The 10,519-nt window shown below is 68.0% G+C and carries 11 protein-coding genes; 8 read left to right on the forward strand and 3 right to left on the reverse strand.

Annotation, left to right across the window (positions count from 1 at the left end; all coding sequences use genetic code 11):
• Positions 1-46: 46 nt before the first annotated feature.
• Both MO1_RS05455 and MO1_RS05460 read right to left on the reverse strand, forming a co-directional pair.
• On the reverse strand, positions 47-913 hold the full coding sequence (locus MO1_RS05455; protein WP_036312151.1) for an NYN domain-containing protein: 867 nt from the start codon (positions 911-913) through the stop codon (positions 47-49).
• A 27-nt stretch (positions 914-940) separates the two neighbouring features.
• A complete protein-coding gene (locus MO1_RS05460; protein WP_060915470.1) occupies positions 941-1,453 on the reverse strand; it encodes a hypothetical protein in 513 nt (170 codons plus the stop codon).
• 151 nt (positions 1,454-1,604) lie between these two features.
• On the opposite strand from MO1_RS05460, the gene MO1_RS05465 reads away from it, so the two are divergent.
• From MO1_RS05465 to MO1_RS05490, 7 genes are all read left to right on the forward strand, one after another.
• Entirely contained in the window at positions 1,605-2,615 is a 1,011-nt protein-coding gene (locus MO1_RS05465) for a LacI family DNA-binding transcriptional regulator (protein ID WP_036312152.1), read from the forward strand.
• Positions 2,616-2,683: 68 nt separating this feature from the next.
• Positions 2,684-3,442 (forward strand): class II aldolase/adducin family protein, encoded by a 759-nt coding sequence (locus tag MO1_RS05470; RefSeq protein ID WP_255209230.1) that lies wholly within the window; start codon positions 2,684-2,686, stop codon positions 3,440-3,442.
• Positions 3,443-3,537: 95 nt separating this feature from the next.
• The gene (chvE, locus tag MO1_RS05475) at positions 3,538-4,668 is read left to right on the forward strand and encodes a multiple monosaccharide ABC transporter substrate-binding protein (protein WP_036312154.1); all 1,131 of its coding nucleotides are present in this window, start codon (positions 3,538-3,540) and stop codon (positions 4,666-4,668) included.
• Between the two features lie 86 nt (positions 4,669-4,754).
• Positions 4,755-6,284 (forward strand): multiple monosaccharide ABC transporter ATP-binding protein, encoded by a 1,530-nt coding sequence (gene mmsA / locus MO1_RS05480; RefSeq protein WP_036312155.1) that lies wholly within the window; start codon positions 4,755-4,757, stop codon positions 6,282-6,284.
• A 17-nt stretch (positions 6,285-6,301) separates the two neighbouring features.
• The gene (mmsB, locus tag MO1_RS05485) at positions 6,302-7,534 is read left to right on the forward strand and encodes a multiple monosaccharide ABC transporter permease (RefSeq protein WP_036312156.1); all 1,233 of its coding nucleotides are present in this window, start codon (positions 6,302-6,304) and stop codon (positions 7,532-7,534) included.
• A gap of 1 nt (position 7,535) precedes the next feature.
• On the forward strand, positions 7,536-7,676 hold the full coding sequence (locus MO1_RS14715) for a hypothetical protein (RefSeq protein WP_164499368.1): 141 nt from the start codon (positions 7,536-7,538) through the stop codon (positions 7,674-7,676).
• An 89-nt stretch (positions 7,677-7,765) separates the two neighbouring features.
• A complete protein-coding gene (locus tag MO1_RS05490; RefSeq protein ID WP_036312157.1) occupies positions 7,766-8,128 on the forward strand; it encodes a PLD nuclease N-terminal domain-containing protein in 363 nt (120 codons plus the stop codon).
• An 18-nt stretch (positions 8,129-8,146) separates the two neighbouring features.
• On the opposite strand, the gene MO1_RS05495 is transcribed toward MO1_RS05490, so the two are convergent.
• Entirely contained in the window at positions 8,147-9,127 is a 981-nt protein-coding gene (locus MO1_RS05495) for a Gfo/Idh/MocA family protein (RefSeq protein WP_036312159.1), read from the reverse strand.
• Positions 9,128-9,175: 48 nt separating this feature from the next.
• Between MO1_RS05495 and MO1_RS05500 the strand changes: the two genes are divergently transcribed.
• Positions 9,176-10,519 (forward strand): M20/M25/M40 family metallo-hydrolase, encoded by a 1,344-nt coding sequence (locus MO1_RS05500; protein ID WP_060915431.1) that lies wholly within the window; start codon positions 9,176-9,178, stop codon positions 10,517-10,519.

The raw sequence follows: 10,519 nt of genomic DNA on the forward strand, positions 1-10,519 counted from the left end.
GGGCCACCCTACCCTGCGGGGTGGCCGGCACGCGGTCCTTCGGGTGTCAGGCGCTCTCGACGGCGCGCACGCGGACGATGTTCGTCGTCTCGTCGAGCTCGGCGATCTTCGGGTGATCCTTCACGAAGTCCGAGAACGAGCGATGTCCATGCGCCTTCTCGCTGAACGACGGATCCATCCGCTTCATCAGGTTCTTCACCGCGGACAGGTGCACCCATTCCTCGTCGGTCCGGACGTGCTCGAGGCGGAGGGCGCGCGAGAGCAGCTGCTCCACGGGGTCGATGGCCGCCTTGCGACGGCGGCGGCCCGTGGCCGGCGCCGTCTCGGGGGCCGGCTCGGGTTCGGGGACGGCGACCCCGGGCAGAGCGTCGTAAGCGTCGAACTGGTCGCAGGCGGCGGCGAGCGACTTCGCCGTAGAGCCTGCGACGCCCACGGCGACGACGTAGCGGCCGAGGCGCTTGCAGCGCTGTGCGAGGGGCACGTAGTCGCTGTCGCCGGCGACGATGACGACATGGGTGAGGTCCTCGAGCCGGAACAGATCCTCGACGGTGTCGACGGCGAGGCGGATGTCGGCGCCGTTCTTCGCGTACGCCGCGGCCGGGAAAAGCTGCACCAGGTCGACGGCGCGGGCCACGAGCTGCTGTCGGTAGAGCGCGTTGACCGGAGACGACCAGTCGGCGTAGGCGCGAGTCAGCACGAGCGTGCCGAAGGAGGCCGCGTAGTCCATGATCGCGCCGACGTCGATCATCGCAGCAGCCAGCCGGCCGGCGATCTCCTGCTCGTCGGGATCGGCCGCGATCCGCTGACGATCGCGCGAGTAGCTGTTCCGACCGTGCACCCGGTCGTACCAACTCATGACGATGTTGTCGAAATCGAGGTAGACCGCAACGCGAGGAATGGAGGAATCCGGCATCCCCCCAGTCTTACAGCTTGTGCCGTGTCACCGCCGGTGCCGCGAGGGTGTTCCGGGAACGTCGTCGCTGAGTCCGAGGACGAAAGAAAGGATGTCGCGTGCGGGAGCGGGCCGTGCAGGGCCGCGGCCGAGCGCCCAGCCGTCATCGCTCGCGAGCAGGGCGGAGCCGGCCACGGCCGCCCGTCGATCGAATGGCATGCGCGTGACGGCATACAGCGCGACCGCCCCGCTCGTCGCGGGTGCGATCGCCACCGGGCGGTCGCCCGCGAGCACCAGGAGCGCCCGCGTTGCGGTGACCAGTGAGCGGATGCGGACGCGACGACCCGCTCGGATCGCGTCGGCAACGTCGGAGAGGGACGGATCGTCGGAATGCGGGAGCCCCGCCTCGTCCAGGAACGCGAGTTGGTCTTCCGTCGTCGGCGCGAGGGGAGCGGCGGACGTCACGACCTCCGCGAGCGCCTCTCGCCAATCACTCGTCACTGCGGACTCGTCGACGCGTTCCCGATTGCTCAGGGGGAGGTGGCGCGACATGTCGGACATAGCGGTCAGCATAGGTTGCTCGCGCGGCCCGCGTGGATGTGACAAGAACCGCTGTCACATCCACCTCCGGAGACCGCAGCGGCGGTGGAGGACGCGACGTGCATAATGGGCCTGGGTCCGTGTGACCGTGAACATAGGCGTTGGGGGACCGATGAGCGAGGAAGCCGGCGGCCGGCGGGCGAGTATCCGCGACGTCGCGCGCCTGGCGGATGTGTCCCATCAGACCGTGTCCCGCGTGCTGAACGATCACCCGAGCATCCGACCGGAGACTCGAGACCGCGTCCTCGCGGCAATGCAGGAGCTTTCGTACAGCCCGAATCGTGCGGCCCGAGCGCTCGTCACGAGTCGATCGCGCACCATCGGGATCCTCGCCGCGTCATCGACGCAGTACGGGCCGGCGTCGTCGATAGCCGCCATCGAAGCCGCGGCACAAGCACGCGGGTACTGGGTGTCGACGGCGAACATCGATGCGAGCGACCCGCAGTCCATTCCCGACGGGCTCTCGTACCTGATGGCGCAATCCATCGAGGGACTCGTCGTCATCGCGCCCCAGGTCCGGGTGATCCGCGTCCTCGCCGCCCAGGCGGTCGATGTGCCGTACGTGACGCTGCAGTCCACCGACATCGACGCCGGACACACGCTCGCCGTCGATCAGATCGCCGGTGCGCGCCTCGCGACGCGCCACCTCATCGAGCTCGGTCACCGGTCGATTTACCACCTGGCCGGTCCCCAGGACTGGATGGAGGCGGAGTCCCGCATGCGGGGCTTCCTCGAGGAGATGAGCGCGTGGGACATCTCCACGACAGCGCCGATCCTCGGCGATTGGACCGCTGACTTCGGCTACTACGCCGGCCGCGAATTGCTCGGTTATCGGGACTTCACTGCCATCTTCTCCTCGAACGACCAGATGGCGCTGGGGCTCTTGCATGCCATCCGCGACGAGGGGCTGGACTGTCCCAGAGACGTCAGCATCGTGGGATTCGACGACATACCCGAGGCCGGACACTTCTGGCCGCCGCTCACGACCGTGCGTCAGGACTTCGCCGAACTCGGTCGGCGCTGCGTGGAACTGCTCCTCGACGGATCGTCCTCCGCGACCGTCCCGACGCTGACACCGGACCTCATCGTCAGGTCGTCCACCGCTCGCGCCGCAGCCCTCTGACGCCTTCCGCGCGTCGTGTTGACAGGGTGGCGTCCTGGGGTGCATAGTCATGCGATGTGAACGGTCACATGACCGCCGCCGACGTGGGCGACGGCGACCGGGCAGGACAAAGGAGTCGGGCATTGGTGTCGAGGGACGACGCGGAGCGGTACGCGAGCGGGGTGAAGACCGAGGTGACCGTCGCGCGCATCCGCGAGCGAGTGGCATCCCTCTTGGTCGACCTCGCCGGCCGCGGAGTGACGTCGACGACACTGTCGGAGAGAGTCCCCGGCGCAGACCTGTTCGTGACGCGCCCGGTCGACTCCGACGACGAGCTTGCACCCGAGAAGATGATCGTCGTCTCGCTGGCCGGCGTTCCGGTTTCGGGCACGCCCGGCGAAGACGGCGTCCTGCCTGCCGACATCGAGCTGTACGCGGCCATCCTCCGGGAATCGGATGCCGCTGCTGTCGTCCACCTTGAATCCGGCCACGCCGCCGCCTGGGCGGCGCGCGGCGAAGCGATCCCCTGTCTGACGGCGCAGGCCGCACGGGAGTTCAGGGGAGCCGTGCCGATCGTCGACGGCCCCTCGGTCGAGGCGTCCGTCGTCCTCGGCGCGCTCCGCTCGGGCGCTTCCGGCGCCGTCCTCGTGACCGGACTCGGGGCGTTCTGCGTCGCGCCGAGCGCACGGGAGGCGGTCCGTCTCGCGCAGGTGCTCGAGGGCGTGGCGCGCACCGCCCGTCTGGCCGGCACGGCGGGAGACCTCGTCCCCCTCGAGAAAGACGCCGTCTCGCAGCTCTCCCGGAATGCTCACGCACTCCGCTCCACGACCACCGAAGGCCGCCGGTAGCCCGTAACCGGGCGCGGTCACCCAGAAAGACCCTCACCAGGGGCAATGCGCACAACCGAACACCACGACACCGAAGTCCAGGGAAAGGGACCACAGTGAAACTCAAGAGGATCATCTTCGTCGGCATCGCAGCCGGCGCGCTCGCGCTCACCGCGTGTGCCGGCGGAACGACCGCCGGCGGCAGCGGCTCGGGCGGCGGCAAGGGCGACGGCGGCCTGATCGGCGTCGCGATGCCGACCAAGAGCTCCGAGCGCTGGATCCAGGACGGCAACGCCGTCAAGAAGGCGCTCGAGGACCAGGGGTACAAGGTCGACCTCCAGTACGCCGAGGACGACATCCCCACGCAGGTCTCGCAGATCGAGAACATGATCACGAAGGGTGCCGAAGCGCTCATCGTGGCCTCGATCGACGGCACCACCCTCACGGAGGCCCTGCAGAACGCCGCTGACGCCGACATCCCCGTCATCGCCTACGACCGTCTGATCAAGGGCACCGAGAACGTCGACTACTACGCGACGTTCGACAACCAGCTGGTCGGCAACCAGCAGGCGTGGACCGTCCTCAACGGTCTCGGTCTGACCGACCTCGAAGGCAAGCCGGTCGCCGACGCCCCCAAGGGTCCGTTCAACATCGAGCTGTTCGCCGGATCGCTCGACGACAACAACGCGTTCTTCTTCTTCAACGGCGCCATGGACGTCCTGAAGCCATACATCGAAGACGGCACGCTCGTCGTCAAGTCGGGCCAGACGAGCATCGAGCAGGCAGCGACGCTCCGCTGGGACGGCGAGACCGCTCAGAGCCGCATGGAGGACATCCTCACGGCCAACTACAGCGACGGCACGAAGGTCGACGCGGTTCTGTCGCCCTACGACGGCATCTCGCGCGGCATCATCTCCGCGTTGTCCGACGCCGGCTACTCCGTCGGCGACGAGTGGCCGATCATCTCGGGCCAGGACGCCGAGGTCGACTCGGTCAAGGCGATCCTGAGCGGCGAGCAGTACGCCACGATCTTCAAGGACACGCGCGAGCTCGCGAAGGTCGCCGCCGGCATGGCCGTCGACGTCCTCAACGACGAGAAGCCCGAGGTCAACGACGAGAAGACGTACGACAACGACGTGAAGGTCGTTCCGTCGTACCTGCTCGCTCCGGTTCCCGTCGTCAAGGACAACGTGAAGTCGGCCCTGGTCGACACCGGCTACTGGACGGCGGACGAACTGGGTCTGTGACGCGGCTCGGCTGACCACCATTCGCGTCGGCGGCGGGTTCGCCCGCCGCCGACGCACCCCATCCCCCACCACGGAAGTCGGAGATCGTGACCGAGACCATCCTCGAGATGCGCGGCATCACCAAGACGTTCCCGGGCGTGAAGGCGCTCTCGAACGTCAACTTCGCCGTCGGGCGCGGCGAGATCCACGCCATCTGCGGCGAGAACGGCGCCGGCAAGTCGACCCTCATGAAGGTCCTGTCGGGTGTGTACCCCCACGGCACCTACGACGGCGAGATCCATTACGCCGGCGACGTCGTCGAATTCAAGAACCTGCGCGACAGTGAAGCGCGCGGCATCGTCATCATCCATCAGGAGCTGGCGCTCAGCCCCTACCTGTCGATCGCCGAGAACATCTTCCTCAACAACGAGCGCAAGGGTGCTGGCGGGCTGATCGACTGGAATCAGACCAACTTCCAGGCGGCCGCGCTCCTGAAGCGCGTCGGTCTGCGCGAGAACCCCACGACGAAGGTCAGCCAGCTCGGCGTCGGCAAGCAGCAGCTCGTGGAGATCGCGAAGGCGCTGTCGAAGGAGGTCAAACTCCTCATCCTCGACGAGCCGACCGCGGCTCTGAACGACGAGGACTCCGACCACCTGCTCGAGCTGATCCTCAGCCTCCGCGAGGAGGGGATCACGTCGATCATCATCAGTCACAAGCTCAACGAGATCAAAAAGGTCGCCGACACCGTCACGGTCATCCGCGACGGCAAGACGATCGAGACGATCGCGAAGTCCGACGTGACCGAAGACCGCATCATCAAGGACATGGTCGGCCGTGACCTCGAGCACCGCTACCCCGACCACGAGCCGCAGATCGGCGACGAACTGCTGCGCGTCGAGAACTGGACGGCGTACCACCCGCAGGACCCCTCCCGCGTCGTCGTCGACGACGTGTCGATCACCGTGCGCTCCGGTGAGATCGTCGGCATCGCGGGACTCATGGGCGCGGGGCGCACCGAGTTCGCGATGAGCCTCTTCGGCCACAGCTACGGCACCCGCATCTCGGGCAAGGTGTTCATGCGCGGCAAAGAGATCCGCACGCGGACCGTCTCAGAGGCCATTTCGAACGGGCTGGCTTACGCGACCGAGGACCGCAAGACCTATGGCCTCAACCTCATCGACGACATCAAGCGCAACATCTCGATGGCATCGCTGAAGAAGCTCGAGAAGGCAGGGTTGGTCGACGACAACGAGGAGTTCGCCGTCGCCAACCAGTACCGCAAGAGCATGAACATCAAAGCGCCGACCGTGCTCGCCAAGACCGGGAAGCTCTCGGGCGGCAACCAGCAGAAGGTCGTCCTCTCGAAGTGGATCTATTCGGATCCCGAGGTGCTGATCCTCGACGAGCCGACGCGAGGGATCGACGTCGGAGCGAAGTACGAGATCTACACGATCATCAACAAGCTCGCCGCAGCCGGGAAAGGCGTCATCGTCATCTCGTCGGAGCTTCCCGAGCTCCTCGGTATCTCGGACCGCGTCTACGCGCTCTCAGAGGGCCGCATCACCGGTGAGATGCCGATCGGCGAAGCAACCCCCGAACACGTCCTCAAGCTCATGACCATGGAGAAGCCCCGCTGACGGGGCAGGAGACACACATGTCGAACACCACCACAACGACGGAAACCGCCGCCGGCGGCGGTATCAATCCGCCCGACAACCGCGTCACCCGCTGGGTGACGACCGTCCTGTCCGACCTCGGCCGCAACGGCATCTTCATCGCGCTAATCGCTGTCGTCGTCCTGTTCGCGATCCTGACCGACGGCATCCTGCTGCGGCCGCAGAACATCTCGAACCTGGTCGTCCAGAACGGGTACATCCTCGTCCTGGCCATCGGCATGGTCATGATCATCATCGCCGGTCACATCGACCTCTCGGTCGGCTCCGTCGCCGCCTTCATCGGCGCCGTCTCGGGCGTCCTGGCGGTCGACATGGGCCTGCCCTGGGGGCTCGCGATCATTCTCTCGCTCCTGATCGGCGCGCTCGTCGGCGCCTGGCAGGGCTTCTGGGTCGCGTATGTCGGCATCCCGGCGTTCATCGTGACGCTCGCGGGCATGCTCATCTTCCGCGGCCTGGCCCTCGTCGTTCTCGGCAACCAGAACATCGGCTCGTTCCCGACCGAGTACCGCTCGCTCGGCAACGGCTTCCTCGGCGGGCTGTTCGGAGAGTCCGACCCTGACGTGTTCACACTCGTCGTCGGCGCCGTCGCCATCGTCGCCCTCGCCGTGCAGCAGGTCCGCACGCGGCTCGGCCGGCAGAAGTACGACCAGGACGTCGACCCGCTGTTCTGGTTCATCCTCAAGCTCGCGCTCATTGCCGTGGTGATCGGATGGTTCACGTTGGCCCTCGCCTCGTACAAGGGCATCCCGGTCACGCTCATCGTGCTGGCCGCTCTCGTGATGATCTACGGCATCGTCATGAACCGCAGCGTCTTCGGCCGCCACATCTACGCCATCGGCGGCAACCGCCACGCGGCGGAGCTCTCGGGCATCAAGACGCGCCGCGTCGACTTCTGGCTGTTCGTCAACATGGGCGTCCTGGCGGCTCTCGCGGGCCTCATCTTCACGGCCCGTCTGAACCTCGCCGGCCCGAAGGCGGGTGAGGGCTTCGAGCTCGAAGCGATCTCGGCCGCCTTCATCGGTGGCGCGGCGGTCCAGGGTGGCGTCGGCACCATCGGCGGCGCCATCATCGGTGGCCTCATCATCGGTGTGCTGAACAACGGCATGTCGATCATGGGCATCGGCATCGACTGGCAGCAGGCGGTCAAGGGTCTCGTCCTGCTGTTCGCCGTCGCGTTCGACGTCTACAACAAGCGACGGGCCGGTCACTGACATGACGAAGCCCTCGAAGCCCGCTTCCGAGTTGGAGCGTCCTCGCCCCACGACGGCACGCATCACGATGTGGATCTGCGGCGGCGCCGTCGGCATCTACATGGTCGTCAGCGGCCTGGTCGGCGCTCTCACGACCGGCTGATCGGCCGCGCGATTCGTCAGCCGCATCCCCTCTTTCCCCTGTGGAGGAGGGGATGCGGCGTTTCACCGCTGACTCATAGACTCGGGCGCATGCCCTTCGTGATCTCGCTCCTCGTGCTGGCGGGGATGATCTTCGCGCTCATCGACATCATCACGCGGGACCAGAGCCTCGTGAAGCACATGCCGAAGACGGTGTGGCTGTTCGTCGTCATCCTGCTGCCCTTCCTCGGAACGGTGCTGTGGTTCGCGATCGGTCGCGAGTACCCGCAGCGCGAGGTTCGTCGGGCGCCGCAGTTCGCGCCATGGGCGAGCGAACCGCCGGCCGCACCGACGCGGACGCCCGACGCCCGGTCGACCGAGCAGCAGCTCGCCGACCTGGAGCGCGAGATCGCGGAGGAGCGCCTGCGCGCCGAGCTCGCGCGGCGACGCCGGGAGCTCGGCGACCCGGCCTGAGGCCGCTGTCTCGAGCGGTCAGGACCGCGGGTACTCGACGCCGATCTGACGGCGGATCTCGTCGAGCGTGCCCATGATCGCGACGCTCTCCGCGATCGGCAGGAGGTCGCCGTCGGTGCGTCCTTCGGCGATGAGCTTCTCGGCGTAGAGCGCTTGGAACTGCATGCCGCGACCCTCGATCTCGGTGTGGAACTCCTCGACGAGCGTGCCGTCGAGGTCGAACACGCGGAAGGAAGTCGGTGCGTAGAAGACGCCGTCGATCTCGATGCGTCCCTTCGTGCCGACGATCTGCGCGGCGTTCGCGCCGGCTGCGCGCGAGGACGTGAGCAGGGACGAGACCCCACCCGACGCGTGGCGGACCGAGATCGCCACATCGGTGTCGGCCCCGGTCTCACCGAGGCGGGCCGTCGCGCGGATCTCGTCGGGCTCGCCGAGGATGTCCCACGCGAACGACACCGGGTAGATGCCGAGATCGAGGAGGGCGCCGCCGCCGAGCGACAGGTCGTTCAGGCGGTGGGCCGGGTCGGTCGGAAGGTTCTGGGTGTGGTCGGCGCTCAAGAGACGCACTTCGCCGATGACGCCCGCGTCGAGGATCTCGCGGAGGCGCACCATGTGGGGGAGGTACCGGGTCCACATCGCCTCCATCGCGAGGAGGCCGTGGTCGGCCGCCAGATCTCGGATCGCGACCGCCTGGTCTGCGTCGAGGGTGAGTGGCTTCTCGATCAGGACGTGCTTGCCGTGCGCGAGCGCGAGGGCCGCGGCCGGGAGGTGATGACTGTGCGGCGTCGCGATGTAGATGATGTCGACCTCGGGGTCGGCGGCGAGCTCCTCATACGATCCGTGAGCCCGGGGGATGCCGTAGGTCGTCGCGAACTCCTGCGCAGACTCGAGCCGACGGGAGCCGACGGCGCTGACGGTGCGGCCGGCCGTGTTCAGATCGGCGGTGAAGGCGTGCGCGATGCCACCGGTGGCCAGGATTCCCCATCGAAGAGCGGTCATGTCCCGAGCCTATCGGCGGCGCGCGTCGACCGGATCTAGAGTCGGATCGTGGCCCGCACCCCCGACTCCGCCCTCGGCCGCTTCCGCGAGCTCCTCCGGATCCCGACGGTGTCCCTCGACCCGGACGATCCCGAGGCGGACGGCAGTGCATTCGTCCGGTTCCGTGACACGCTCGAGACCCTCTACCCGGCCGTGCACGCCTTGCTCGAGCGGGAGGTGGTCGCGGGCTACTCGCTGCTCTACCGCTGGCGCGGGACGGATGCTGCATCCCCGCTCGTCCTCATGGCGCACATCGACGTCGTCCCCGTCGTCCCGGCGGAGTGGGACCACGACCCGTTCGGCGCCGAGCTCGTCGGCACGGGCGACGCCGCGGAGGTCCACGCACGCGGCGCGGTCGACGACAAGGGGTCGCTCGTCGCGATCCTGGAGGCGCTCGAGTCGCTCGTCGCGGAGGGGTTCACACCGAGCCAGGACGTCTATCTCGCTTTCGGACACAACGAAGAGGTCGCCGGAGACGGCGCACAGGCCATCGTCGAGGTGCTTCGTGCCCGTGGCGTACGCCCCTCCCTCGTGCTCGACGAGGGTGGCGCCGTGGTCGAGGGAGCCCTGCCGCGAGTCATGGTCCCCACGGCTGTCATCGGAGTCGCCGAGCGCGGGGTCATGACTGTGCACCTGACCGCCCGCGAGCTCGGCGGGCACGCGTCGACGCCCCCGCGCGAGCCGGCCACCGCGCGGCTGGCCCGCGCGGTGCTGCGGCTGCACCGGCGACCCTTCCCGACGCGTCTCGTGGCACCCGTCCGCGCGATGTTCGAGACGGTCGCGCCCCACACCGCCGGCCCCCTCCGCCACGTCTTCGCGAGCATCGGGATGACCGGGCGCGTCCTGGTGAAGGTCTTCCCCCGCCTCGGCCCCGAGCTCAACGCGCTCGTCCGGACGACCGCGGTCGTCACCGAGCTCACGGGTGCGACCGGCGCCAACGTGCTGGCGACGTCGGCGCGCGCGAGCGTCAACGTGAGACTGCTGCCGGGCGACACAGCCGCGTCGGCGGTCCGCCGCATCCGGAAGGTCGTCGGCGACCCGCTTATCGAGGTCGACGTGGTCTCGGCATCCGAGCCCTCACCCGTTTCACCGTGGTCGGGTGCGGCGTGGGAACGGCTCGTGGCGGCGACGCGGTCGGCGCTGGGACCGGACGTCCTCCCGACGCCGTACATCCAGCTCGGAGCGAGTGACAGCCGGTGGTTCACCGAGATCAGCGATCACGTCTACCGCTTCACGCCGTTCCACCTCACCCGGGGCGAGCGCGAGGCCCTCCATTCGCACAACGAGCGGATCCGCGTCGGATCCTGGCTCCGGGGCATCGAGTTCTACCGCGACCTCGTTCGCGCGAGCTGA

The organism is Microbacterium oleivorans NBRC 103075 (assembly GCF_001552475.1).
Taxonomy (GTDB): domain Bacteria; phylum Actinomycetota; class Actinomycetes; order Actinomycetales; family Microbacteriaceae; genus Microbacterium; species Microbacterium oleivorans.